This window comes from Mesorhizobium sp. M0621 (assembly GCF_040320745.1).
In the GTDB taxonomy this organism is placed as follows: Bacteria; Pseudomonadota; Alphaproteobacteria; order Rhizobiales; family Rhizobiaceae; genus Mesorhizobium.
This window is the reverse complement of sequence record NZ_JAMYQF010000019.1, coordinates 1-23,743: the sequence shown is the minus strand read 5'-3', so window position 1 is coordinate 23,743 and position 23,743 is coordinate 1. Positions and strand designations below refer to the sequence as shown.

The 23,743-nt window shown below is 63.3% G+C and carries 30 protein-coding genes and 1 tRNA gene; 10 read left to right on the top strand and 21 right to left on the bottom strand.

Translation table 11 applies throughout. The features are described 5' to 3' along the window. The first annotated feature begins 401 nt into the window (after positions 1-401). Positions 402-695, top strand: a complete 294-nt coding sequence (locus tag NKI38_RS15445) for a hypothetical protein (RefSeq protein WP_352659066.1) — start codon at positions 402-404, stop codon at positions 693-695. Positions 696-775: 80 nt separating this feature from the next. Then, positions 776-849, top strand: a tRNA-Gln gene (locus tag NKI38_RS15440). 17 nt (positions 850-866) lie between these two features. Here NKI38_RS15440 and NKI38_RS15435 read toward each other — a convergent pair. Beyond that, positions 867-1,763 (bottom strand): type II toxin-antitoxin system RelE/ParE family toxin, encoded by an 897-nt coding sequence (locus NKI38_RS15435; RefSeq protein WP_352658929.1) that lies wholly within the window; start codon positions 1,761-1,763, stop codon positions 867-869. 12 nt (positions 1,764-1,775) lie between these two features. Between NKI38_RS15435 and NKI38_RS15430 the strand changes: the two genes are divergently transcribed. From NKI38_RS15430 to NKI38_RS15415, 4 genes are all read left to right on the top strand, one after another. Further along, positions 1,776-1,982, top strand: coding sequence for a hypothetical protein (locus NKI38_RS15430; RefSeq protein WP_352658927.1), 207 nt, complete (start codon positions 1,776-1,778; stop codon positions 1,980-1,982). Between the two features lie 143 nt (positions 1,983-2,125). After that, a complete protein-coding gene (locus tag NKI38_RS15425; RefSeq protein WP_352658925.1) occupies positions 2,126-2,305 on the top strand; it encodes a hypothetical protein in 180 nt (59 codons plus the stop codon). Between the two features lie 134 nt (positions 2,306-2,439). Then, positions 2,440-2,685 carry a DUF982 domain-containing protein gene (locus NKI38_RS15420; RefSeq protein ID WP_352633804.1) on the top strand — a complete coding sequence of 82 codons (246 nt, stop codon included), beginning with the start codon at positions 2,440-2,442 and terminating at the stop codon, positions 2,683-2,685. A 67-nt stretch (positions 2,686-2,752) separates the two neighbouring features. Then, positions 2,753-3,754, top strand: a complete 1,002-nt coding sequence (locus tag NKI38_RS15415; RefSeq protein ID WP_352658923.1) for an aldo/keto reductase — start codon at positions 2,753-2,755, stop codon at positions 3,752-3,754. 70 nt (positions 3,755-3,824) lie between these two features. Here the strand turns inward: NKI38_RS15415 and NKI38_RS15410 are convergent, their stop codons facing one another. The 14 genes from NKI38_RS15410 to NKI38_RS15345 all read right to left on the bottom strand — a co-directional run bounded on the left by NKI38_RS15410 (position 3,825) and on the right by NKI38_RS15345 (position 16,204). Next, positions 3,825-5,177, bottom strand: a complete 1,353-nt coding sequence (locus NKI38_RS15410) for a HipA domain-containing protein (RefSeq protein WP_352658921.1) — start codon at positions 5,175-5,177, stop codon at positions 3,825-3,827. After that, positions 5,177-5,611, bottom strand: a complete 435-nt coding sequence (locus NKI38_RS15405; RefSeq protein ID WP_352658919.1) for a helix-turn-helix domain-containing protein — start codon at positions 5,609-5,611, stop codon at positions 5,177-5,179. The genes NKI38_RS15410 and NKI38_RS15405 overlap by 1 nt, the downstream gene beginning before the upstream one ends. A gap of 244 nt (positions 5,612-5,855) precedes the next feature. Next, positions 5,856-7,856 (bottom strand): ABC transporter ATP-binding protein/permease, encoded by a 2,001-nt coding sequence (locus tag NKI38_RS15400; RefSeq protein ID WP_352658917.1) that lies wholly within the window; start codon positions 7,854-7,856, stop codon positions 5,856-5,858. A gap of 166 nt (positions 7,857-8,022) precedes the next feature. After that, entirely contained in the window at positions 8,023-8,511 is a 489-nt protein-coding gene (locus NKI38_RS15395; protein ID WP_352658915.1) for a GNAT family N-acetyltransferase, read from the bottom strand. Between the two features lie 148 nt (positions 8,512-8,659). Next, positions 8,660-9,094 carry a type II toxin-antitoxin system HicB family antitoxin gene (locus NKI38_RS15390; protein ID WP_352633815.1) on the bottom strand — a complete coding sequence of 145 codons (435 nt, stop codon included), beginning with the start codon at positions 9,092-9,094 and terminating at the stop codon, positions 8,660-8,662. Positions 9,095-9,107: 13 nt separating this feature from the next. After that, positions 9,108-9,296, bottom strand: a complete 189-nt coding sequence (locus NKI38_RS15385) for a type II toxin-antitoxin system HicA family toxin (RefSeq protein WP_352658913.1) — start codon at positions 9,294-9,296, stop codon at positions 9,108-9,110. A gap of 221 nt (positions 9,297-9,517) precedes the next feature. Continuing rightward, positions 9,518-9,952: a hypothetical protein gene (locus NKI38_RS15380; protein ID WP_352633817.1), complete on the bottom strand. Its 435-nt coding sequence runs from the start codon at positions 9,950-9,952 to the stop codon at positions 9,518-9,520. A 489-nt stretch (positions 9,953-10,441) separates the two neighbouring features. After that, positions 10,442-11,206 carry a slipin family protein gene (locus NKI38_RS15375; RefSeq protein ID WP_352658911.1) on the bottom strand — a complete coding sequence of 255 codons (765 nt, stop codon included), beginning with the start codon at positions 11,204-11,206 and terminating at the stop codon, positions 10,442-10,444. Continuing rightward, a complete protein-coding gene (locus NKI38_RS15370; protein WP_352658909.1) occupies positions 11,203-12,576 on the bottom strand; it encodes an NfeD family protein in 1,374 nt (457 codons plus the stop codon). The genes NKI38_RS15375 and NKI38_RS15370 overlap by 4 nt, the downstream gene beginning before the upstream one ends. Positions 12,577-12,752: 176 nt before the next feature. Then, a complete protein-coding gene (locus NKI38_RS15365; RefSeq protein WP_352658907.1) occupies positions 12,753-13,112 on the bottom strand; it encodes an SPW repeat protein in 360 nt (119 codons plus the stop codon). Positions 13,113-13,241: 129 nt separating this feature from the next. Continuing rightward, the gene (locus NKI38_RS15360; protein ID WP_352658906.1) at positions 13,242-14,309 is read right to left on the bottom strand and encodes a D-alanine--D-alanine ligase family protein; all 1,068 of its coding nucleotides are present in this window, start codon (positions 14,307-14,309) and stop codon (positions 13,242-13,244) included. 23 nt (positions 14,310-14,332) lie between these two features. Beyond that, positions 14,333-14,896 carry a C39 family peptidase gene (locus tag NKI38_RS15355; protein ID WP_502899318.1) on the bottom strand — a complete coding sequence of 188 codons (564 nt, stop codon included), beginning with the start codon at positions 14,894-14,896 and terminating at the stop codon, positions 14,333-14,335. 221 nt (positions 14,897-15,117) lie between these two features. After that, complete coding sequence (locus tag NKI38_RS15350; RefSeq protein WP_352658903.1) at positions 15,118-15,633, bottom strand: hypothetical protein; 516 nt, start codon at positions 15,631-15,633, stop codon at positions 15,118-15,120. 142 nt (positions 15,634-15,775) lie between these two features. Continuing rightward, positions 15,776-16,204: a VOC family protein gene (locus NKI38_RS15345; RefSeq protein WP_352658902.1), complete on the bottom strand. Its 429-nt coding sequence runs from the start codon at positions 16,202-16,204 to the stop codon at positions 15,776-15,778. Positions 16,205-16,468: 264 nt separating this feature from the next. Between NKI38_RS15345 and NKI38_RS15340 the strand changes: the two genes are divergently transcribed. Further along, positions 16,469-16,825, top strand: coding sequence for a hypothetical protein (locus tag NKI38_RS15340; protein ID WP_352658900.1), 357 nt, complete (start codon positions 16,469-16,471; stop codon positions 16,823-16,825). Between the two features lie 30 nt (positions 16,826-16,855). Here NKI38_RS15340 and NKI38_RS15335 read toward each other — a convergent pair whose 3' ends face one another. Further along, positions 16,856-18,055 carry an aminotransferase-like domain-containing protein gene (locus tag NKI38_RS15335; RefSeq protein WP_352659064.1) on the bottom strand — a complete coding sequence of 400 codons (1,200 nt, stop codon included), beginning with the start codon at positions 18,053-18,055 and terminating at the stop codon, positions 16,856-16,858. 155 nt (positions 18,056-18,210) lie between these two features. Beyond that, positions 18,211-18,705 (bottom strand): hypothetical protein, encoded by a 495-nt coding sequence (locus tag NKI38_RS15330; RefSeq protein ID WP_352658898.1) that lies wholly within the window; start codon positions 18,703-18,705, stop codon positions 18,211-18,213. 105 nt (positions 18,706-18,810) lie between these two features. Here NKI38_RS15330 and NKI38_RS15325 point away from each other — a divergent pair, with 105 nt between their 5' ends. Next, the gene (locus tag NKI38_RS15325) at positions 18,811-19,407 is read left to right on the top strand and encodes a DUF922 domain-containing Zn-dependent protease (RefSeq protein WP_352658896.1); all 597 of its coding nucleotides are present in this window, start codon (positions 18,811-18,813) and stop codon (positions 19,405-19,407) included. A 2-nt stretch (positions 19,408-19,409) separates the two neighbouring features. Here NKI38_RS15325 and NKI38_RS15320 read toward each other — a convergent pair whose 3' ends face one another. Next, entirely contained in the window at positions 19,410-19,949 is a 540-nt protein-coding gene (locus tag NKI38_RS15320) for an RBBP9/YdeN family alpha/beta hydrolase (protein WP_352658894.1), read from the bottom strand. 108 nt (positions 19,950-20,057) lie between these two features. On the opposite strand from NKI38_RS15320, the gene NKI38_RS15315 reads away from it, so the two are divergent. Further along, positions 20,058-20,537: an Lrp/AsnC family transcriptional regulator gene (locus tag NKI38_RS15315; RefSeq protein WP_352658892.1), complete on the top strand. Its 480-nt coding sequence runs from the start codon at positions 20,058-20,060 to the stop codon at positions 20,535-20,537. Positions 20,538-20,587: 50 nt separating this feature from the next. On the opposite strand, the gene NKI38_RS15310 is transcribed toward NKI38_RS15315, so the two are convergent. Both NKI38_RS15310 and NKI38_RS15305 read right to left on the bottom strand, forming a co-directional pair. Next, positions 20,588-21,646, bottom strand: a complete 1,059-nt coding sequence (locus NKI38_RS15310; RefSeq protein WP_352658890.1) for a Gfo/Idh/MocA family protein — start codon at positions 21,644-21,646, stop codon at positions 20,588-20,590. Between the two features lie 43 nt (positions 21,647-21,689). Continuing rightward, positions 21,690-22,394 carry an SDR family oxidoreductase gene (locus NKI38_RS15305; protein WP_352658888.1) on the bottom strand — a complete coding sequence of 235 codons (705 nt, stop codon included), beginning with the start codon at positions 22,392-22,394 and terminating at the stop codon, positions 21,690-21,692. 127 nt (positions 22,395-22,521) lie between these two features. Here NKI38_RS15305 and gcvA point away from each other — a divergent pair, with 127 nt between their 5' ends. Continuing rightward, positions 22,522-23,421 (top strand): transcriptional regulator GcvA, encoded by a 900-nt coding sequence (gene gcvA, locus NKI38_RS15300; RefSeq protein WP_352658886.1) that lies wholly within the window; start codon positions 22,522-22,524, stop codon positions 23,419-23,421. A 118-nt stretch (positions 23,422-23,539) separates the two neighbouring features. Here gcvA and NKI38_RS15295 read toward each other — a convergent pair. Then, on the bottom strand, positions 23,540-23,743 hold a 204-nt coding region (locus NKI38_RS15295), incomplete at its 5' end, for a hypothetical protein (RefSeq protein ID WP_352658884.1).

The window sequence follows — 23,743 nt, the reverse complement described above, 5'->3', positions numbered from 1 at the left end:
CTCAGCCTTTGCGGACGGCCCGGGCAACGAGCCTCGGCGGCGATAGATCCCGATCTCGTCGGGTTGGAGCGAGCCGGCGACCCGTTGGCCCTTGCCAATCTCTCCGGCCTGTTTCTTCAGCGCCGTCAGGCGGAGCAACAGGCGGTTGATCGGCCTGGACGTCCCGCTGCGGGCAATCCTCGTAGCGGTGGTCGCGGCCGCCACAGAAGGAACAGCACATGGCTTCACGATCCTCGTTTCCGGGCCACAATTGGGGCGTCTCGTAGGGCTTCCTGCCGGCCATCCCCAGCAATGCGCGGCGCGTCATTTGGTTGCGCCGCCAGGAAACGGCCAGCCGGCCATTGCGGAACCACCGGCCGGGATGCGAGTTTCGCGTGACACATCAGATCGAGGGAACCAACATGCCGATGCGCCGAATTGCTTTGATGACGGCAGCGATCCTGCTTGCCGCGACCGGCCTCGCTGAGGCCCGGCCCGATACCCGCACGATGAGCTGCGAGCAACTCCAGCGGCTGATCCAGAGCCACCGCGCCGTGGTGCTGACCACCGGCCCCAACACCTATGACCGCTATGTCAGGCAGTTCGGCAACGAATGCGACTGGCCCGAAGTGCCGATGTCGGCCTACGTTCCGACCCGTGACGGCCGCTGCCCGGTCCACCGCTGCGAGGAGCCTGTCAACAACTTCCCGAACTGATGCCGGCCACGTGCCTTTGCCGCCGCACTGCGTTGATCCCGGCGCGCGAACCGGCTACGGGTGTGGGCGCAGTTGTATTTTCCCGCTTCGTCTAATGGTAGGACAGCGCCCTTTGAAGGCGTGAATCGTGGTTCGAGCCCATGAGCGGGAACCAGCAATTTCAACAGATGGCTAGCCGGCGAGCCGCTCCCCGGTCTCCTCGGCGCCAAGTGCCTGCTCCACGGCCTTGGGGTTCTTCTTGATGACGGTGAGATAGGCGCGCACCGCACTGTCGGGCGCCGACCGGCCCTGCTCCCAATCGCGCAGACGAGCAAGGCCGAAGCCGAACCGGGCCGCGAAGGCCTCTTGATTGAGGTGGAGGACTTTGCGGATTGCGCGGACATCGACCCGCTCCGGCACATGAATCACGGCGCCGTCCGTATCACCCTCAGCGAACGCAATGGCATCGTCGAGACCGGCCTTGATCTTGTTGAACGCACTCTTGCTCATTTCGCTTTTCCCTTCTTTCCGTAGGTGTCGATCAGGATCTTCGTAGGTGTCGATCAGGATCTTCGTCAGTTTTGCGAGGTCGTTGCACTCGGCTTTCGACAAATTGTCCTTCTCGCCCTTGCCGAACACGGTTAGGAGGAACACCGGAATGTCCTCGCCGCCGAACACGGTCACGATTCGATAGCCTCCGCTCTTGCCATGTCCGCGACCGGCAACACGGAATTTCCGACAGCCGCCTGTGCCCTTCATCACCTTGCCGAACTGAGGGTCGTCTCCAAGGAGTTCGACAACCTCTGTCCGCTCCTCTTCGGACATGCCGGCGGCGTGGGCGGCGGAAAGATATGCTGGCGTTTCGACGACTGTGTGCATGGCCGATACTACGGAATTTCCGTATATGTCAAGGCCAACTACGGACATCCCGGAGTTTGCCTTGCAGATTTTCCGCGCTTGCGCGCTAGGCGCACAGTGATTGATGTGCTCACTGCCAACATGCCAGCGGCGGCGGGAACCGCCAAGGCGCCTGTCCCCCTGAAACCATTTCGCGGACCCTGCGTTGACGGCCGGGGCGCCGTCAGACACAGGAGACATCCCATGACCGTCAACTGCCGCATATCGATCGACAACCGGCCGGAGGCCACGGATGCAATTTTCCAGGCGGTTCCCCGGATCGGCGAAAGCGTTTCCCTGTCGATCGACGGAAATGCGCAGGATCTGCGGGTATCGCGTGTCGTGCATATCACCAACGGCACGCTGGAAGGTGCCGCGATCGTCGTCGAAGTGACGACCAACATTCTATAGAGAGCAGGAACCCGTCGACCGAGCGCACGCCAGCCCGATACGCTCGGGCGAGCGCCTTGATATCTTTTCGATGCAACAGGTCTTTCCGGCGGAGCAAGTCCGGCCTAATGAGATATCCTGTCGCTCGAGCGGAGGAGGACGTCGTGAAAGATCTGCGCAGTCTCCTTGCCGAACTGTCGTCCAGCTGGCTCAAGCACCGCAAGGCGCAAGCGCCCGAAACCGTGAACATGGTCAAGGCCGCACCCCGCCCCGCCCAGCAGGCGACGAGGCAGCGTGCGGCCCACAAACCCAAACCACCACCCGACGTCGCCTCGAACATGTGAGTGACGCGCAAGCCGAAAGGCGAACAACCCGGCGTCTCCCGATGTTTTTCGGAACTCTCACGCCAGAGTGATCGGCACCGACGAAACCTTACGACGCCAGACGCGTTAATTGCTCCAGCCTGGTCGAGGTTCCAATGCAAACCGCATGGTTTTCCAAACCCGTGGCGGTGTCGGTCGGTGTCACCGGTTCCATCCGCCATCTGTCCAATACACAGCAAGCCATTGAATTGCTCACGACACATTGGCGTGACGCCGGCAGCCCAAAACATCAAACGGCTTTGCGCGCCTGCCGCCGGGCGACGAGTGGCGAGGTTGCCGCCGATGTCGCCAGGTCGGCGCTTGTCGAGGCCGCGCGCGAAGCCCACATCCTGATCGAATAGAGTGTCGATTGAATCGGCCAACGTCGATGCGGCTGCTATAGTCGCGGCATCCCTCCTGGAGACCCCCATGACCCTGAAAACACGCAAGCTCGGCAGCCAGGGGCTGCAAGTCTCGGCCATCGGCCTCGGCTGCATGGGTATGAGCCAGTCCTACGGCCCAGCCGATGAGGCCGAATCCACCGCCACGCTGCACCGCGCCATCGAGCTTGGCTGCACCTTTCTCGACACCGCCGAGGTCTATGGCCCCTACGCCAACGAGGCCTTGCTCGGCCGGGCGTTGAAGGGCAAGCGCGATCAGGTCACGATCGCCACCAAATTCGGCTTCCGCATCGAAAACGGCAAGCAGGTCGGAACCGACAGCCGGCCCGAGCACATTCGCGAGGCCGTGGAAGCCTCGCTCGCCCGGCTCGCCACCGACCATATCGACCTCATCTACCAGCACCGCGTCGACCCGGCGGTGCCGATGGAGGATGTCGCGGGCGCCGTCGGCGAACTGGTCGCGCAAGGCAAGGTGCGCTTCTTCGGCCTATCGGAGGCAGGTGCGGCCAATATCCGCCGGGCGCATGCCGTGCATCCGGTGTCGGCGGTGCAGAGCGAGTATTCTCTGTGGGAGCGCAATCTGGAGCCGGAGATCATCCCGCTGCTCAGGCAACTCGGCATCGGCCTGGTGCCGTTCTCGCCGCTCGGCCGCGGTTTTCTCACCGGCGCGGTCAAGCGCGCGGAAGACTATGCCGAGGGCGATTACCGCCGCAACGACCCGCGCTACCAGGGCGAAAACTACGACGCCAATGTCGAGGCGGCCGCCAAGGTGCGCGACATCGCGGTAGCCCGCGGCGTCAAGCCAGGCCAGGTCGCGCTGGCCTGGCTGCTGGAGAAGGGCAACGGTTTTGGCATCGACATCGTGCCGATTCCAGGCACCAAGCGGATCAGATATCTGGAGGAGAACGTCGCCGCCGCCTCGCTGAAACTCGACGCCGCCGAAATGGCCGCGCTCGACGAAGCGCTCGCGCCCGGAAAAATCTCCGGCCCGCGCTATACCGAGCGCGGCATGGCGATGGTCGACCGGTAGGGCGGCGGCGCCCTCCTACCTTTTTTGCGGAGTCGTCAATGCCGTAGCTCCTTGCGAGACTGGCCAGCTCTCAGTTCATCAGCCAACCGCGGGCTCGGTCGAGAAACGCGTCCCGCTGTTCCACCGCCGCTGGCGTGGCCAGCCCGAACGCCGCCGTCAACATGCCGATGTTCGATGCAATGAGATCAGCGAAGCGCTTCATGTTCCGCTTGTCGAGGCCATTGAGCTGCCGCGCCAGGGATGCCGCAATGTAGGCCGTATGGCCGGCACAAATACGTTTGCGCGCGGCAGCGCTTTGGATACCCAGCGCTTGCAGGAAAACAGCGAAATCGTCAGCGGTGATCGCCGCCAGCCTGTCCGCTGTGCCGATCCTGAAGGCCAGTTCTTCGGTCAGGTTGGCGTCGAGCCGCGTCGGCAGCAGGTCGTAGCGTGGCGCCATGCGGATGCGCCCGCCCCTATCGTGAAGAAGCGCGAAATTCTTGGCGTGGCCATCGGTGTTGCCGATCATCAGATCGAACAGCGTTGCCTTGATGAAGATATCCTTCTCGCCGGCCGGGTCCACCGTCGCCTCGAGCACGCGGCGAATGGCCGGAGCATCGAAGCGCCGGCCGGGCGTCCCGCGCCGCTCGTATTTCAGCCCCGCCGGCAGCCCGAGCGCCTGGGCAAAATCCTCCTGATGGATACGCACGATCCGTCCGTCGCCGGTCAGCGCCCTGTCGAACCGGGTAATCAGCAGCGCCTCCATCTCGCCGAATGGCATAACCGTGGCGTCGGTCGTGTCGAAACCGAGCACCCGCGAGAGCGCGAGCGCCTCGGCCTCGTTGCGGGCATCGCGGAGATGACCCTGATCAGGGACTTTCAATATATGCGTGGTCGGTGCGCCCGAACCCGGCCGCGGTTCGGCGAAAGAGCCGTCGGGCAGGTAGGTCAGCGCGATCTTGCTCTGCACCCCGGCCAGCGGCGATGGGTCGGCGGTGCCGTCCGGCAAGCGGCGGCGGCGGTGCAGCGCATCGACGATGTCGACCATTCGTTCCATGCCGATCCGCACATAGTCGCTGCCATAGTCTCCGGGCAGCTTGACCGGTGGGGCGCCGGCCGGCAGCACCGACAAGGCGCCGGCGCAGTCCTTGCCGATATGGAACAGCAGGCCGGCGATGTCATCGCGGGCAAGGCCCTCGCGGGCCATGATATCGGCCAGCGCACCATCACGTTCCTGCAGCAGATTGTCGAAGAACGGCCTGGCCGCGACATCGCCATAGGGTTCGTCGGTCAATGGCAGCGACAAGGATAGGGCGACAGCGTCGGGATTGGCGACATAGTTCTTCCGGTAGGCGTAAGCGACCCCGCCATGGTCGTCGCGCGCCAGGATGCCGACCGGCTCGGTGAATCCGTCGAGCCGGACGTCAAGTGTCAGCGCATCCATCAGCGTTCCCGGGCGAAGAGCACAATGCCAGCGGCATTGGTGACCTTCAGCACCTTGCCCAGTTCCAGCGTCGGCTTGCCGTTCTCCAGTTCCGACAGGAAGCGCCGGCCGACCCCGGCGAGGTCGGCGAATTCCTGTTGCGAAAATCTCCGCCGCTCACGAACAGCACGCACCACCCGGCCGAGGTCCGCCGGCGACGCGATGGTGGCGAGTTCGGCCTCGGCCTTCGCATCGGAGCCGAGCATCCGAGGTAGCGTGACCCGAACTTCGGGCGGAAGGGCTTTGATCTTCACGCCTGTCAAGGGAACGGTGACGTTTGCCCTACCCCGGTCCGGTGCGTTGCTCCCATCACCCTGTTCGGCGAATCCGGCCGGCTTGCCGGCATCCGCAGGATCGGTTCGCGCGGCGCGGCGCGCAATCTCGATGGCGCTCAAGGGTACGGTCGCCGACGTCGGTGTGGTTTTAGTCATGATCCTGATCCCGAGCGGGAACATAATCCCTCCCGAGGCCAAATACAAGCCGTTTTGTACCCGATCGGGATCATCGCCCGAAGGTCGGATACCGTACGGGAACAGAGGGAGGGAGCCTGATGCATACAATCGCCGCACCGATCCTGAACGGGAGCAGGACATGAAGGGGTCCTAACTCACGACATGGCGATGGCCGACCGGTAGAAGCTCATGGTCGCCTGGCCGTTCTGTTGCGCGCGCCGGAGCCCCACAAGGCGCGCCGGAGCAAGTTCCGCCTGCCCTTGCGCGGCACAAGATCGATATCGCTGACAAGCTTTGCCCCGCCCTCGCGCCGTTCCAGGGTGATCTTGCGGCTATGGAAGGCTTCCAGCTCGGCGCGATGCGCCACGCTGATGATGGTGACTTCAGGCAATTCGCCGATCACCGTCTCCATCATCTTGTCCTGACTCTTCTCGTCGAGCGCCGAGGTCGCTTCATCCAGCACGACGATATCGGGGCGATGCAGCAGCAGGCGCGCGAAGGCGAGGCGTTGCTTTTCGCCACCCGACAGCGTCTGGTCCCACGGCGCTTCTTCGTTGATCCTGTCGGCAAGATAAGCAAGACCCACCTTGTCGAGGGCAGCCTTGATCTGCTTGATCGTCCACTTGTCCGCCGCCGCGGGATAGGCGACCGCGCGGCGCAGCGTGCCCGAGGGGATGTAGGGGCGTTGCGGCAGCATGAACAAACGCCTGCCCGCGTGGAAACTGACGCCGCCGCCGCCCCATGGCCACAGTCCCGCGACGGCCCGCACCAGCGTCGACTTGCCCGAGCCGGATTCGCCGGCCACCAGCACCCGCTCACCCGGCTCGATCGCAACCTCGGTCTCCTTGACCACGGCGGTGCCGTCGTCGAGCGTCACGGAAAGATTGTCGAGGCTGAGCATCGCACCGTCATTGGTTTCGCCGTGCTGGATGCGTCCGAGCGCGTCGCTCTGCTCGGCGCGCTCGAGCCCGTCGAGCGACATCATCAGCGACGCGATGCGCCGCGCGCAGGCGTTCCAGTCGGCGAGACGGGGATAGTTGTCGACCAGCCATCCGAACGCGCCCTGCACGATGCCAAAGGCAGACGCTGCCTGCATCACCTCGCCAAGCGTCATCGAGCCTTCGAGGAATTTTGGCGCGCACAGCAGGATCGGCACGACCGGCGCAAACAGGCTCGATCCCTGCGACACCGCCGCGGTGCGCATGTGCTGACCGGTCAGCAGCGCCCATTGCCTGAGCACATGGCCGAAATTCCTGTCGATGCCGCTGCGCTCCTCCTCCTCGCCGCCGAGCAAGGCGATGCTCTCGCCGTTTTCGCGCACGCGCGTCAGCGTGTAGCGCAGTTCGGCCTCCGCCTGGTTCTTCCGCTCGGACAGCTGGACGAAGTTGCGGCCGATGACCACCATCGAGGTGGAGGTGATGGCGGCATAGATTATTGCGGTGATGACCAGGAAGCCGGGAATGGTGATGCTCTCGCCGCCGATCGGCAGGGTGAGCGCGCCGCCGATGGTCCACAGCACGACGATGAAGGTCGAGGCCGACAGGAACGCGTTGAGGACTCCGGCGATGAAATCGACCGGAGATTCGGTAGCGATGCGTAGATCCTCGGTCATGCGGGCCTCTGGGTTCTGGTGGTCGCCGCCGACGAGGTTCAGCTGGTAGTAGCGGCCGTTGGCCAGCCAGCGCGCGATGACCGCGGTGGTCAGCCAGGAACGCCAACGGCGCTGGATCGTCATGCGCAGGTAGACCTGCGCGACGACAAGGCTGCCGCTGCAGAACACCAGCGGCATGAATATGGCGATGAGGAAATAGACGCTGCGGGCATTGCGCTGCTCGAGGGCATCGAACATCGAGCGGTTCCAGACATTGATGCCGTACTGGAAACCGATATTGATGCAGATCAGCAGCAGCACCCCGATGGTGAACGGCCAGGCGAGCCGATCGCCGCCGCGGCCCCAGTAGCCGCGCGCGCTGATCCAGAAACGCCTCAGCAAATATCGCTTGCGCGCCTGCTCCGCCTCCTCGGGCGTCAGTTCTGGATCGGGTTCGACAGCCTCCGGCGGCGGCGCGGCCCGGCCATCGACCTCGGGCGTGGCTTCGACAGCCGATGCCTTTTCCCGGCGCGACTTTCCAGCCTCGCGTGGTTTGGCGCCGTCGACCGATTTCGGCTTGGATTTTGCCCCGGACATAACGGCGATAACGGCTTAAAAATTAAAAGGTTTCATGATGTCCGCCCGAGATGCTGGCTGCCAGCGGCACACCAAGGCTCTTCTGGCTTTCAGTGTCCGCGAGGGTCTCGCCACGTGCGCCACGGACGGGGCGTCTGGATGCTTGGCGAACACCGTTATTGCCGGCCTATCGAAGGCCCAGATGCTTCTGGTAGCAGTGGGTCTCCACGGTAAATCTGCCGGCGATATTTTCCGGCAGCCAAAGTGCGTCTTCGAACGTGCGGCTCAAGCGCCATCCTTCGCGGGCATAAAATCTCTGCGCACGGACATTTCCTGCCGTGCAGAAAAGCTCGGCCTCCACCACGCCCTGTTCGGACAAAAGATGCTCCGCATGTGACAGCAGATCGTGTGCAGTTCCGCTTCCCCGTGCTTGCGGACTTACATAGAGTTTGACCAGTTCCGCCCCGTTGATGGAGACGAAGCCAAGCAGTTCATCTGTTATCGCCACATGGAATACATCGGTGGTCTGCTTCAACCAGAGCGAAAAATATGCGGGCGTTCGGAACGCCAGGATTTCGGTTGGGACCAGATGCGCATGGGCATCATGCCAGCCCTGATGCCACAGTTGCACAATCGCCGACTGATCGGCCTCCCGGGCCGGGCGGATTTCAAGCATTCTTCACGTCCTGCAAAAGTCAGGAGCCATATGATTGGTGCGAGCAAGCGAAGCGACGAACTCGGAGATTTGACCCGCCCTTCCACAAGGCGGGTTGTTCGCGTGAGAAATGATGGAAAGGGACGCTGCCACCTCTCATAACGAAAGTTCAAGCGGCTTGCGGGAACTCCATGTCAAAGCGCAGCGGAGAGCCGAGCGCCTTAAACGCTTCTTCGAGCGAGTCGAGCCGCGAGTTATGATCGAGCCGGAAAAGCCGGTCGACATGTTCGCGCTGGCATTTGAGTTCACGCATCAGATCGGCGCGAGTCCACCCCTTGCTCTTCAGGAGCATATAGAGCCCAGATTTCAGGAAGACGAGCGCTGAAACCTCTACAAACCGCCCCTTGCTTGACGTTTCCTTGAGCGGGAAGGGAAGATCCTCCCCATTTGCGATGCGAGCGGCGATAGCCTCCTCGATAGCGTTCCGGCCGTTTACACAGGCCTCCTCCTGCGTACTTCCATAAGAAACAACCTCGTCGAATTGAGGCGCTGTAACCAGCCAGGTATCATTGTCATCGGGCGCGAGAGTGAGTTCATACCACATTACAAAGGCTCCTCTATTTCAGCCCCAAGTCCCTCTTGATCTTTTCGACCAAGCGCGTGCCGAGCTCCTTTCCGCCGCCGTGCATGGGCAACTGGGAAACCCTATTTTTGAGACGGACAGTCAGATGACCGCTTCCACCACGATGGGTTTCGAAGGTGCATCCCTGCTTGGCGAGCCAGCGCCGGAGTTCGTTCGCGTTCACATAGATAGCGTAGTCCACACATATGTGGAAGTCAACAGAAGTGTGGACTCTAGGCAGCCAATTGAAAAATATAGAAAATATCTACCCTGGTTCGCCGACAAGCGGCGCCAGCCACCACAACCGAGGAGGCGGAGAGACTCGCTGCCGCCTCATCGTTCTTCAAGCAGTCGTTCAGCCCGGCTCGACATCGTGCGCGGTGTTCGCCAGTCGGGCATCGGCCTTCAGTGCATAAACGCTTCTCGCAGCCACGCGAAGAAACCGGATCTTCCAGACATTGCTGCGCGGACACGGGATGCGGCCCATCGTGCCGTCATCGTGGCGCCTACGTGACAATGGCAGACGATTCCGTGGAGCTGCCAATCGGTCAGCTCGAAGAAGCGCTTGGCCTCACCGTAGGTATCTTCTTTCAGGCCCAGCGCGCGAAAGAGCGGATCTTCGAAAGCAATTGTGATCGGTGATCCCGCGGAACGCATTCTTTCGCGCGTCTCCACGGATTGGTGCTCGGTCCCCGTCAGCGCTCCTAGGCACCTGTTGGGATTTTGCTCCAGAAGCTGCGCCCAGCGTTCGAGGCGTTCGCCTCGGGTCGCGAGAAGATGGGTTGCCTCGGCGTGGACGTCGGCAACGGCATTCAGTTGGTCAACGGTTTGATGCTTCACGGACGCCTCCTATTCAGCAGCTGAATTCGGTTCAGCCTTTAATGAAATTATGTCGCCCGGTGGGGTCGGCAAGACCCGGAGATGCACGCTACGACGATTCATTTTGGGCGGCATGGCTCCATTCCGCTGTACGGCTCGTGAGCGCGTGGCCGGGGCGCAATCGAAACCGCATCGGAACCATCCGCAAGCGCGACCGTTCTGCCCGCATCAGCCCTGGTCGAGACGCTGGTTGGTCGGCATCCGCCGATGTCCATGACCCACCAAGCCCCCACGCAGGAGTTACTTCATGGCCATTCTGCCTAACCCCGACCCAGTGCCTGCTCCAGTACCCACGCCGCCGCCGCCGCTTCCCGAACCGAAGCCCATGCGCGAGCCGGATCCGGACAGGCTTCCGGATGAAGAGCCGGTCCCCAATCCGGATGAAAACGACGTGCCGCCCAAGCATACGGTCCCGGTCTGGACCGCTGGCGATGGTCATGATCATTCGCTTCACTTGGCCCCGTCCGGCTTTTTGTTGAAGATCGTGAGCAGGTCCACCGGCAGCGGAAACACCACCGTCGACGATCGCTCGCCGGCGATGTCGTGCAGCGCCTCGAAATAGCGCAACTGCATGGCCTGCGGCTCCTGCGCCAGCATCTTGCCGGCCTCGACCAGCTTCGCCGCCGCCTGCTGCTCGCCATCGGCATTGATCACCTTCGCGCGCCGCAGCCTTTCGGCCTCGGCCTGTTTGGCGATGGCGCGGACCATACTCTCGTTGAGGTCGACATGCTTGATCTCGACGTTGGAGACCTTGATGCCCCAGGCATCGGTCCGCTGGTCCAGGATCTCCTGGATGTCGCTGTTCAACTTGTCGCGCTCGGCCAGCATCTCGTCGAGTTCGTGCTTGCCGAGCACCGAGCGCAACGTGGTTTGCGCCAGCTGGTTGGTAGCGGTCATGAAATCCTCGACCTGGATGATCGCCCGCTCGGCGTCGACGATGCGGAAATAGAGCACGGCGTTGACCTTCACCGAGACGTTGTCGCGCGAGATCACGTCCTGCGGCGGCACGTCCTGCACCACCACGCGCAGGTCGACCCGCACCATCTGCTGGACGAAGGGAACGAGGAGGATGAGGCCGGGGCCCTTCACCCCGGTGAAGCGGCCGAGTGTGAAGACCACGCCGCGCTCATATTCCCGCAGGATACGAATGGCCGCGGACAGGAACATCAGCACGAGAAGGGCGAGTATCAGGTAAGCCACGTAACCGATGATCATTGCCTTGCTCCATTGTTCCTGCGCCGAACCGTCAGCACGAGATCCCTGACATCGGCCACCTCGACGCTGTCGCCCAGGGCGAGCGGTTCGTCGGCTTTCGCCCGCCAGCGCTCGCCCTGGGCCAGCACATGGCCCTCGCTGCCCGACCAGTCGAGGATCTTGGCCGGCAGTCCGTGCATGGCCTGCGCGCCGACACGCGGCAGACGCTTGCGCGCCGCCCACAGATAGCTGCCGGCCAGCAGCGCCAGGCCAAGCGTCACCGCGGCGGCGGTGCCGATGACCGCCCATGACATCTCGAAGCCGGGACCCTCGACCTTGAGCAGCATAGCGGCGCCGAGCAGGAAGGCGGCCACGCCGCCAAGCCCAAGCACCACGGTCGGATTGAAGGCCTCGATGACGAGGAAGGCGATGCCAAGCAGCATCAGGGCAAGGCCGGCATAGTTGATCGGCAACAGGTTGAGCGCATAGAGCCCGAGCAGAAGGCAGATGGTGCCGATTACGCCGGGAGCCACCGCGCCGGGGCTGGTGAACTCGAAGATGAGGCCGTAGAAGCCGGCAAGCATCAGGATGACGGCGATGTTGGGATCGGTGATGACGGCGAGAAGCCGGATCAGCCAGCCGGGCTCCAGCGTCTCGACCGGGAGGCCTTTGGTCGCCAGCACCTGTTTCTTGCCGGCCACCTCGACCATGCGGCCGTCGGCAAGCTGCAGCAGTTCGGCCGTGTCGTGGGCGACGAGGTCGACGACATGTGCCTGAAGTGCCGCGCCGGCGGAAAGGCTGGCCGCCTCGCGCACGGCCTTTTCACCCCAGTCGGCATTGCGACCGCGCAGTTCGGCGAGCGAACGGATCAAGGCAACCGCGTCGTTCGTCACCTTGGTCATCATCGCGTCGCCCGCCGGCGGTCCGGTGGCGTTCTTCTGGTCGTCCTTGTTCTGGTCGCCGCCACCGGGAAGGGACGGCAACCCGCCAAGCTCGACCGGTGTAGCGGCGCCTAGATTGGTGCCGGGCGCCATCGCCGCGACATGGGTCGCATAAAGAATATAGGTTCCGGCACTTGCCGCATGCGCGCCGGCCGGCGCGACATAGCCGATGACGGGAACGGGCGAGGCAAGGATATCGGCGATCATCTCGCGCATCGAGGTGACCAGCCCGCCTGGTGTGTCGATCTCGAGGATGAGAACTTCGGCGTGCCGCTCGGCGGCCTTGGCCAACGCTTCCTTGAGCTGCCTCGCGCTCGCCGGACCGATGGCGCCGTCCATCTCGACGCGCAACGCCAGCTTCTGCGTCGCCTCTCCGGTTACGGAAGAGGGACTGGCGACCGCGGCGGCCATGAGAGCCGCGGCAAGAACCGCCATCCGCGCGAGGTTCACGCTCAAAACTCCCTGGGCAGGATATGGGCCCGATCCCACCAAAATCCATGGCGCGGCCGCAGGACTGCAAGCCACAACCCCACTCTCTGCGCGGCCTGGACGGCAACGCATGGGCGCGTAAATTCAAATCCGGAGGAGCCCGCCACTCGCGCGCCGGACCCCCACCCTTTCACCGGTCACGCATGCGCGTGCGGATGACGGAAGTCCCAGACGGCCCAACCTGATACCGCAACCACCAGCACGCCGAGAATGACATGGGTGGCCATCGCGTACCCGTTCGCCATGAAATCGAGAAACCAGGGCGAAACGATCAGCCAGAGCCCGAGAACGACATTAACCCATTCTTCCCACTCGGCGAATGCGGCGAGCGTCGCCAGAGCCATGACGCCCAGCACGACACCAACAATCCAGGCGTTCCATGCGGGAGCGGTTGCAGCAGCGAAGCCGATTATCCAGGGTGAGATGAACAGACAGATGGCAAGGACCAGATTGAGCCAGTCCTGGCTCTTCTTTCCTTCCATGAGTGTATTAGCCATGACAACCTCCATAGATGAAGCTTGACCAAAGCGTTAAGTTCGCGTGCAACGCACGCTCAATAATTGATGTAACTACGCTTCACATGGCCTTCAAGGCTTGACCAGCGACCGCTCCGCTCCCGGACGGGATCAGCGCCCCGCATGCCTTGCCAGTGCGTGCTCGATCAGCACGTCGATGATCTGACTGTAACCGACGCCTGATGCCGCCAGCGCCTTGGCGTACATCGAGATGTCGGTGAAACCGGGAATGGTGTTGACCTCGTTAATCAGCAGGCTGCCGTCGGCACGCAGGAAGAAATCGACGCGCGCCATGGCTTCGCAGCCGAGCGCCTGAAAGGCCTGCCGCGCCATCCCCCTGGCCTTGTCTGCAACCGAAGCCGGGACATCGGCGGGCACCTTGACCACCGCGCCGTCGGCATCGAGATATTTGGCCTCATAGGTGTAGAAGCCGTGCTTGCCGGCTGGAATGATCTCGCCGGGCAGCGACACCGTCAGCGTGCCGTCGGCCCGCTCCAGCACCGAGAACTCGATCTCGCGGCCTTCGACGAACTCCTCCACCAAGACCTTGCTGTCATGCTGGAAAGCCGCCTCGACGGCAGCAGTGAAGCCGGCACTGTCGGTTGCCTTGCTGACCCCGAAGGATGAGCCCTGGCGCGCCGGCTTGACGAATACCGGCAGGCCGAGCTTTACCGCGACATCCTCGAAGGACACGCGCTCACCGCGCCGCAAGGTCAGCGAGCGGGCAACCGCCAGCCCGGCCTCGCGCATCAGCCGCTTGGCGATCTCCTTGTCCATGGCCGCGGCCGAAGCGAGGATGCCGCAGCCGACATAGGCGACATCGGCGACTTCCGCATAACCCTGCACCGAGCCATCTTCGCCGAACGGCCCGTGCAGGACGGGAAAGACGACATCGACGGGATCAGGCTGCGTTCCATCCGGCGACACGGCGACCAGCCTGCCCTTGCCGCCGGGCAGCAGCGCGACCTCGATGCCGTCCTCGGATGCCGGCGCCCCTGCCCCGTCGCCGGCGGCCGACTGCTGCAGCAGCCATCTGCCGCTGCGGGAAACGGCGATCGGCACGATGTCGTAGCGTGTCCGGTCGATCGCCTTCAGCACATTGGCAGCCGAAAGGCGCGACACGTCATGTTCGGCCGAACGCCCGCCATAGAGGATGGCTACTCTTGTCTTAGCGGTCATCGAAATCCCTCAACTGTCAGAAATCAAATGGCGACGGCAATGCCGCGATTGGCGAAGAAACGGTCGAAATCGGCTGGCGCCAACACTGCGTTTGCCTGTGTGGCACTGGTATGGCCGGACGGATTGTGAAAGCGGAAATCTTCATCCGACGCAGCGGTGACCAGCACCAGATGGCCGCCCTTCGAGGGCGGCTCGCGCTCGGGCCAGCGGATAGAGCTGCTGACCGAAGCGATGAAGAAGCGGGAGCGCGAAAGGATCGCAGGTATGTCCGCTGTCGCGACATTGGTCATCACTTCGGCCCGCAGGCCGAAGACCTCGTCCACGAAGCTGACGAAGGGCGCGTAGATCAGCCCCTTGATCGATCCCTCGTTGACGACATAGCCGCCATATCCAGTGCATCGCCTGGCAAGCTCGATCGTCGGCACGATCTCGCCGCGGCTTGCCAGGATCATCTTCAGACATGCCATGCCGCAGATATTGGCGGCCCAGACCGCGTATTCGTCCAGCGTTTCCGCTCCCGATCCCTGCCACAGGGGATCGCGCCTGAGCGCCACTTGGGGGCCATCGGCGAGCACGTCCATCGTCATGTCTGGCGTTTCCCACTGGCTGAAAAACGGCACGGTTTCAGGCAGTGGACTCACAACGGGCTCCTCGGCAGCATCTCGTATACGAGGATACGAGATGGATGAAAAGCTCCAACGTCGTCATCCCCGGGCGAAGCAGGAGCGAAGCGACGCGGCGCAGACCCGAGGATGACGAAGCGAACGCAAGCGACCCGTCAAAACGTCTATGCAGCGGGCGCCGCCGCTTACTCGGCCTTCGTCCAGCCGAAAACCAGCCAGGCGTATTTCGATTTTTCGTCGGGTTCGGAAGTGTAGGTCATCTGCATGTCGCCGTCCTTGGCGTAGATATCCAGCCTGGGCGCCGTTTCCAGCTTGAGCCACGCCGAACTGTTGGCAAAGGACCAGGTCCCGCACCAGACGCAGAGCCCCGACGCCGGATCACCGGGTTGGTGAAAATTGTAGCGGCCGTCCGCCGTGATCTCCAGGTAGTCGAACGCGCCGTAAAACGCGGTCACCGTCTGCTGGAACTCACTGGCGGCAGCCTCTTGTTCCGGCGTGGGCGCATCCGTCATGTCGCGCGGCGGCCGGATGGCTCCACCGTTCAGTTTCCATTTGCCGACAAAATCCTTCTGGGTCGGAAGATACTCTTCCTGAGCTTGCGCCGACGAGATATAAGCAACCGATAATATGTTTGGCAAACCGATGGTCCCGATCGCAAATAAAAGTGCGCCGACACGGATCGCCTTGGTTAGGCTTTGCATAAAAATAGTCTCCACGGGGTGTAAGGGGAGTTTTATCGAGACATTTGTGGCGAGCGTTGCTTCGATGCCGATTCCCGCCAGCCGTCTGCACGGTTAGCATCGGCGCCACCAAATTGGCAACGCAAAGCGGCGTCTCTCCAGCCTAGAAGGTGATCTTCACCGAAGCGGCGCTGCGCGTGTGCGGACCGTGATGGACGGCTTCGATGTTGTTGCCGTCCGGGTCGAGCAGGAAGGCGGCGTAATAGCCGGGATGATAGGGCCGTTCGCCCGGCGCGCCATTGTCCTTGCCGCCGCCGGCGAGCCCGGCCTTGTGGAAGGCCTCGACCATGGCGTGGTTCTTTGCCTGGAAGGCGAGATGATGGCGGCCGGTGAGTTTTCCCAACGCTGCAGGGCTGTCGGCACTGGAGATAAACAACTCGTCGGCCCAGAAATAGCCGTCGCCGGTGCCGCCGATCGGGATATCGAGCACCTCGAAGACCGCTTCGTAGAAACGCCGGCTGGCCGGGAGATCTCTGACCACCAACTGGATATGGTCGATGAGCCGACCGCGATGCAATTCCTGGGTTTCCATGCAAACTCCTCCTCGTGAGCCTTTCGAATTTAGGTTCGGACAGGACGCCGTCAATGCGAACGCATGACCGTCGCCTCGCCGCAAGTCCACTGATGGTGCCATGGTCCATCTTTCAAACAAGAAGCCCGCCGGGAGGGGATCCGGCGGGCTTTTGGAAAGCCGATACAAGAGGCTTTCATTTGTCTGCGGGGGGTCAGACATGGTGAGAACTCCGATTTGCCGCGGAGGTTCCACCGGAACGAAAAAAGCCCGCCGGCGAGCTGTTTGTTACGCAAGCCGCATGATGCGCCGGGCAGGAAAATCCCGTTCAGCTTGGAACTTTTTGTCCGGAGCCAAGTTTTGTGGCGCGGCCGGGAGGAATTGGAATTGGATAGTTTTCAAAGGCTCGAAGCGCTCGTCGACAGAGCAGGTGCCGACGATGTCGAAGAAGCGAACGTATTGCTGCGTCGTTTCAAGGGCGGATCAGACAAGGTCACAGCAGCGATCGACGAGTTCATGCTGGACTTCAAGACATTGGTCTTCGTCGTCGGAACCGGCGAGGAAGGGTTCGAAAAACAACTTCGCAAGCTGGCTCGCACCAGGCTTTCCAAGCTCAAGCACCTGATGAACGTGCCGGCATAGCAACCGGGCCTGCTGAATTCCGGCGGAAGCCTATTCCTTCAAGATGGCCGCCAGCCGCGGGATGCCCTCGCTCACCGCGCGCCGGTCGGCGAGCGTGAAGGACAGCCGCAGCGTGTTGCGGCCGGTGCCGTCGGCATAAAAGGCATTGCCGGGCACGAAGGCGACGCGCGCCTTCTTTACCGACCGCGCCAGCAACGCGGTGGCGTCGCGGCCCTCGGGTAGCGTCATCCAGACGAACATGCCGCCTTCCGGACGGCTCCAGGTTACGCCTGCCGGCATGTGGGCTTCCAGTGCCGCGAGCAGCCCGTCGCGGCGTTCGCGATAGGCGCCGATGAGCTTCTCGACCTGGTCGTCGAACACCGCTTCGGCAACGCGGTGCATCACCACCTGGTTGATCGACGGGCTGTGCAGATCCGAGGCCTGCTTCATCAGCACCAGCTTCTCGACGATATGGCGCGGCGCGCACACCCAGCCGACGCGCATGCCCGGCGACAGGATTTTCGAGAACGAGCCGCAATAAAGCGTGCGCGCCTTGTCGATGCCGCCGGACCGCGCACAGTCGAGCGCCAGGATCGGCGGCACGCCTTCGCCATCGTAACGCAGCGCGCGATAGGCGGCGTCCTCGATGACGGCGATGTCGAGTTCGCCGGCAAGGTCGAGCACCGCTTCGCGCTGCTTTCGGTCCAGCGTGTTGCCCGTCGGATTGGCAAAATCCGGCACCAGATAGGCGAACTTGGCCTTGCCGCCATTCGAAGCCGCGGCCGCACGATAGGCATCGGGCGTCATGTTGCCGCCCGCCGGGGTCAGCCGGTCGTAGCGAGGCTCATAGGCGTTGAAAGCCTGCAGCGCGCCGAGATAGGTCGGCCATGTCACCAGCGCGGTATCGCCCGGCGACAGGAACAGTTTGCCGAGATAATCCAGCGCCTGCTGCGAGCCGGAGGTGATGAAGATGTTGGCCTCTTCGCAGGCAACGCCGAGCTTGCCCATCTGCCCGGCCAGCCAGCGCCGCAACGGCAGATAGCCTTCCGAGACCTGGTACTGCAGCGCCGCACCCGCCTCCGCGCCGCCAAGCACATCGGCATAGGCGTCGCGGATCGCTGCGGCCGGAAACAGCGCCGGATCGGGAATGCCGCCGGCAAACGAGATGATGTCGGGCTGGTCGAGCAACTTCAAGAGTTCGCGGATTTCGGACGCTTTCATGCGCGATGAGCGCGAAGCCAACAGGTTCATCAGGGTCAAGTCACGCCTCCCGCGACAATTCTATTTAGGTCAACCTAGCTGACCTATATCTGCTTTTTGGGGCGATTTGAATAGAGCCTGAAAGCCTTCCGCTATACGCCAGTCACCGCCGGGGCGACGAAGGCGCGCGGGCCGCCGCCCGCCGCTCAATCCCCGTCCGCGGGCGCTGCCTTGCCGCACTGCGCCAGCACCTTGCCGATGGCGGCACTGGAGCCCTTCAGCGGAAAACTGGTCTGGCCGTATTTGGCGGCGCTGACCAGCACATCGCCCTTCCCGCGCAGCAGGTCCAGCAGCGGGTCGGCCCGGGCTAGGTCCGCCACGAAATAGTTGTACATGGCCTCCAACTGCAAGGTCTTGGTCACCGCCTTGCCGTCGGCCTTGAACTCGAACGAACCGCTGATGCCCGGCTCCAGCTGCTGGCCGGTGGCGCCGAGGTCATAGCTCAGCACCGGCGTGCCGAAGCAGGTCAGCATCAGATGCGCGTCACCTTTCGGCCCGCCGCAGACCGAGGCGGTGAGCATGCTGCCGCCCTCGTCTTCCTCCATTTTGGCGGCCCAGCCGCCGCAGGAGGCCGCGAAGGCCGGCTGCATGGCCTGCAGGACTGCCAACGCACCGGCGACGACGAGATATCCAGCTCTCATGACTTCCCCCTCCGGCAATTGCGGTGCCCGCAGGCAGCATATAGGAAAAGCCATCCGGTGACATCGCCTGGTTCGGCGCCGGTCCTGATTTCGCGGAGAGTGGCATTGAAAGCCTGTGTTCGTCTGGGTCTGTCGATCGCCGCGCTTCTAGCCTTGCCGCTCGCCGCCCATGCCGACTGGAAGCCGGTCGAGAAGGTCGAGACCTACGCCATATCAGGCCAGTCCGGGCCGGAACTCTATCGCTCGATCGGCGAAAACGGGCCTAAGCTCGGCATCACCCGTGCCATCGCCCACACCAATTTCAAGCTGACCTGGACCCGGGACTATCAAACGCGGGCCGGCGCCTGCATGCTGGCGACGGCGCGGCCGAAGCTCATCATCACCTACACATTGCCAAGCCCCTCGGCGCCGCTGCCGCCTGCCATCCAGAGGAACTGGGAGGTTTTCATCGCCGGCGTCAGCGCCCACGAGAAGGTGCACGGCGCCGATATCATCGACATGGTGCGCAAGATCGAGACGGCGACCGTCGGCCTCAGCGTTGCTGACGATGCCAAATGCAGCAAGATCCGCACCGAGATGACCAGGCGCCTGTCCGAACTGTCACAGGCGCAGCGGCAAGCCAGCCGCGATTTCGACCGCGTCGAACTCGGCCAGGGCGGCAATCTGCAAAAACTCATTCTCGCTTTGGTGAATGGCGGCTGACGCTACCCCTGGGCCTCGGAAACGAGCCCTTCGAGAAGATCGAGACCTTCCGGCCAGTCTCCCAATCCGCTCTCGGCATTGATGTGGCCGGCGGGGCCGATGACGGCAAGACGGCTGCCCCATTGCGTCGCCCTCGCCTCTGCATACTCCGGCGAGCCATACGGATCGTTTGTGCTGGCCACCACCAGCGAGGCAAAGCGCAGTCGCCCTTGCGGAATTTCGGCGAAAGCCATGCCATATCCAGGGAAGACGGCGGACGTCGGGTCGGGAACGCCGACCAGCAGGGCCGCCCTGGCCGGCCGCCGCGAGATCTTCTGCCAATGGGCAATCAACAGGCAGGACAGGCTGTGCGCGACCAGCACCGGCGGCTCGGGCGCCTCGCTCACCGCCCGCTCCAGCGCCGCCAGCCAGTCGGTGAGATCGGGAAGGTCCCAGCTTGACGGCTGGAAACGCCGCATCGCCGGATTGGCATCTTCCCAGCGCGATTGCCAATGCGCCGGACCGGAACCACCGCTGCCGGGCAGGATAATGAAGTGCGTCATGTCGCCTTGCTCCTATCGATCAAGCGAGCATTCTGACGTCTTGCTCTGGCAATAAAAATAGGAAACCATCGGAGAAGCCCAGGCATTTCCGATGGATTCAAGGTGACCATGAAAAACAGCGATGAGCGCACGGAGTTCGATCCGACCGACATTGCCATCCTCGAAGCGATGCAGGAGAACGGCCGCATCGGCATGTCCGAGCTTGGCCGCCGGGTCGGCCTGTCACAGCCGGCGACTTCCGAGCGGGTGAAACGGCTGGAGGAGCGTGGCGTCATTGCCGGCTACACCGCGGTGATCGATCCGGCGGCCCTTGGTCTCGGCATGATGGCCATCATACGGGTGCGCACCACGCATGAGCATATCCGCCCCTGTCTGAAGCAGTTCGCCGAGATGCCTGAGATCACCGAGGTGCACCGGCTGACCGGCGAGGATTGCTTCATCCTCAAGGTCCTCGTTCCCTCGCCGGCGCAGCTCGAAACCATCGTCGATGCGGTGGCGCGTCACGGTTCGGTCACGACAGCGCTGGTGCTGCGCAGCGAGACGCCGAAGCCGATCGGCCGCGCGCTGATCAGACGCCCGCGCGGCTAGATCAGACGCCGCCGCACGCCTGACCGCCTCTGGCGGCTGGCCATTTTCCCTCAATGCGTATCCGCGCTCGCCCTCAACTCCGCACGCTTCTCGTCCGAGACGACAGCCAGATCCAGCACCTTCTGCAATTCGGCCGCATGGTGGAATGACGGTTCGGCCTGCACGCCGGTTCGCACCGCATCGACGAAACGCTGGTAGTTGGTCGCCACCGTGCCGGCGTCGACCTCTTCCCATATGGCGTTCTCGACATTGTCGCCGACGCAGACCTTGAGCGCCGAGCCGTCGAGATTGTGCACCACCTCGATGCCGCCCTTTTCGCCATAGATTCGCAACCGCAGCTCGTTGAGATGGCCGGTCGCCCACCGGCTGGCATGCACCACGCCGAAAGCGCCATTGGAAAAATCCAGCGTCATGGCGAAGCTGTCATTAGCGTCGAGCCCGTAGTCGCCGATACGGTTGCCGGGTGCCTTGTCGAAGCTGCGCAGACGGCAGAAGACATGGTCGATGTCGAGCGCCGCACCATAGCTGGCGAAATCGAGAATGTGGATGCCGACATCGCCGAGCACGCCGTTCGAACCGTGGCCGCGCGACAGGCGCCACAGCCATTTTGGATCGGTGCGCCAGTCGCCCCAGAATTTCGACACCAGCCAGCTTTGCAGATAGGACGCCTCGACGTGCCTGACCGTGCCGATCTCGCCCGCCTGCACCATCTGGCGGGCCCTCTGGAGTGCGGCGACATTGCGATAGGTCAGGTTCACCATGTTGACGATGCCGGCGGCCTCGGCGGCGTCGGCCATCTCGGTGGCCTTGCTAAAATTTTCGGCCAGCGGCTTCTCGCACAGCACCGGCTTGCCGGCGGCGATCAGCATCATGGTGGTCGGGTGATGCATGCGGTCCGGCGTGACATTGGCCACCGCGTCGAAGGCGCCCCATGTCAGCGCCTCCTCCAGCGAGGTGAAGCGGTTGGGAATGTTGAAGCTGTCGGCGAAGTCGCCGACGCGCCCCGGATCGACATCGACGGCGGCGACAATGTCGACGCCCTCGATGGCGCTGAAGCGCCGTGCATGTTCCTGCGCCATCCAGCCGGTGCCGAGTATCAAAAGCCGCATTTATTGCTCCTTGGAGATATCGACCCCCGTCCGATCGACGCCCTCAAATAGCGCGGATGATGCCGCCGTCGACCCGGATGTTCTGGCCGGTGATGTAGCCGGCGCCTTCGGACGCCAGGAAAGCGATGGTCGCGGCGATCTCTTCGGAAGTTCCGTAGCGCTGCATCGGCACGCTGTCACGACGCTCCTCGGTGGCCGGCAGGCTGTCGATCCAGCCGGGCAGCACGTTGTTCATGCGCACATTGTCCGCGGCATAAGTGTTGGCGAAGATCTTGGTGTAGGCGGCAAGACCGGCACGGAACACAGCCGAAGTCGGGAACATCGGGCTCGGCTCGACCACCCAGGCCGTCGAGATGTTGATGATCGCGCCGCCCTTCTGCTTGACCATCTGCGGCGCCACGATGCGCACCGGCCTGACGACGTTCATCAGATAGACATCCATGCCGGTGTGCCACTGCTCGTCGGTGATCTCGAGGATCGGCGCACGCGGCCCGTGGCCGCCGCTGTTGACCAGCACGTCGATGCGGCCATAGCGCTCGAGCGTCAGGTCGACCAGGCGCTGCAGATCGTCGTTCGACTGGTTGGAGCCGGTGACGCCGAGCCCGCCCAGCTCCTTGGCCAGCGCCTCGCCCTTGCCCGAGGAGGACAGGATGGCGACCTTGAAGCCGTCCGCCGCCAGCCGCTTCGCCGCCGCCGCACCCATGCCGCTGCCGCCGGCCACGACAACAGCCACTTTTTCTACACTCATTGGATTTTCCTTCTCGGGTTGCCAGGCACCGCAAGCGGTGTTTTCGGGAATTGAGCGTTGATATAGCTGGTTTTCAGCATCGGTTCGAACCAGAATGCCTGAAATCAACCTGTAGAAAAACTCCTGCATGCCCGAAGCCTTCCTCAGCCTGCCGCCGTTGAATGCGCTGCGCGCCTTCGAAGCCTCGGCGCGTCATCTCAACTTCCGCATCGCCGCCGAGGAACTCAACGTCACGCAAGGGGCGGTGGCCCAGCACATCCGCGGGCTGGAGGCGGACCTCGGCACAAAACTGTTCGAGCGGCTGCCGCGCGGCCTGGCGCTGACCGACGAGGGCCGCGCTTATGTGCCCAACATCCGCCGCGCCTTCGACCTGATCTCGGAGGCGACGCTTCTGCTTCGCCCCGAGCCGGCGCGGCTGACGATCAGCGTGACGCCAAGCTTCGCCACCAAATGGCTGATCCCCCGGCTGCAGGATTTTGTGGTGCACAACCCGCTGGTCGACCTGCGCGTCCTGGCCAGCGAAAGCCTGTCGAGCTTTCAGGCCGATGGCGTCGACATCGCGGTGCGCCAGGGCCGCCCGCCCTTCGGCGCCGGCCTGATCGTCGACCTGTTGTTTCCCCAGCAGATCATCGCCGTCTGCAGCCCTGCCCTGCTTCCGGCCGGCACGGTCGGGATCGCGGCCGCAGAAATCCAGCATCATGTCCTGCTGCACGACGCCCACAATCTGTGGCCGGAGTTCATGGAAAAGGCGGTCGGCCTAAAGATGACGACCGAGCTCAAACGCATGCGCTTCAACCAGACAAGCCTCGCCATCGACGCGGCCATCGCCGGCCAGGGCATAGCGCTGGCCAGCCGCTTTCTCGTCGCCGCCGACCTTGCCGCCGGCCGCTTGGTTCAGCCGGTCAGCGGTGAAATGCGTGGCACGCAGGATTTTTATGTCGTGATGCCGAGAAAGCAGCGCCATCCGCAGCCGACGCAAGCCGTGCGGCAGTGGCTGCTGGATGCGGGGGAACAGCCGCCGGTCTAGATCGGCAGCAAGGCGTCGGGCTTCACATTGGCGATCGAGGCATAGGTAGAGGCGACGGCCACAAATTCACAACCAATGCAAACCCGGTCGTTTCAGTTGTCGAAGGCAGCGCCGCCCCTCATTGCCCTGCCGGGCATTTCTCCCCGTGAACGGGGAGAAAGAAGCTCTTTCCGCAACGCTGGCGATTGGCGAAACCGGCCATGACAGCATCCTTCTCCCCGTTCACGGCAGGGCTGTCCGGGGAAAGTTTTGAGTGAATCGAAATGCCGCATGTGCATGCCCCGTAAAACGGGGTTTGTCCGTCTTCTCTCTGGTTGTCGAG